This window comes from Halopseudomonas salina, assembly GCF_014637955.1.
In the GTDB taxonomy this organism is placed as follows: Bacteria; Pseudomonadota; Gammaproteobacteria; order Pseudomonadales; family Pseudomonadaceae; genus Halopseudomonas; species Halopseudomonas salina.
In genome coordinates this window covers 1-692 of sequence record NZ_BMFF01000021.1, presented here as the reverse complement: position 1 = coordinate 692, position 692 = coordinate 1, and the positions used below count along the sequence as shown (strand labels likewise).

Here is a 692-nt window from a genome sequence, read left to right as displayed (position 1 = left end):
TGCTAACAATCGCAGGCACAGCGACAGCTTTTTCGTTGCGGCTTCGCCTTCACTACAAAGCTGCGCGTGCTGCGGGCGTTAAGCCACCTAGCAGGAGCCTCTTCATGCCAACGGAAAGTCGAGAAGAACAGCTCGTAGCAGCAGGGCGCGGCAAGTGGTCAAAGGCTGGCGTACCTCATAAAGGTTGGCATTGTGTTGATATCGAGGATCTTGGCGAGCCACAAACAGAATGCGGTATGTGTGAATCGCAGACGATCCGCTTCGTGCATCACATGGAGCATCCAAATTATCCAGACATCCTAGAAGTAGGCTGCATCTGTGCGGGTCATATGGAGGGCGACGTTGCTGCGGCTCGGACCAGAGAGTCGTCCATGAAAAACCGATCTGGAAAACGAAAGCGCTGGCTTTCAAGGAAATGGAGGATTTCTGCTAAAGGTAATCCTTGGATTAAATCCGACGGGTTCCGGATTACGGTTTATCGACGTGCATCTGATTGGGCGGCCACTCTAAGCTCAGAGGACAATTCCTTGGTTATGCACAGCAGAAGAAACTTCAAGACCTTAGATCAAGCTAAGTTGGCTGCATTTGACCATATTACGAAGCTTCTGGCGCGAGAGGCTTAACAAGTCGCTCTTGTCGGACAATTTCTTCACCGCTTCGCGGCTACAAAATTGCCGCAAAGCTCTGCGTTA

At 51.2% G+C, this 692-nt stretch carries 1 protein-coding gene; it reads left to right on the top strand.

Annotated features, from left to right (window positions below; all coding sequences use genetic code 11):
* On the top strand, positions 1 to 623 hold a 623-nt coding region (locus IEV54_RS17285), incomplete at its 5' end, for a hypothetical protein (RefSeq protein WP_229734604.1).
* Positions 624 to 692: the final 69 nt, after the last annotated feature.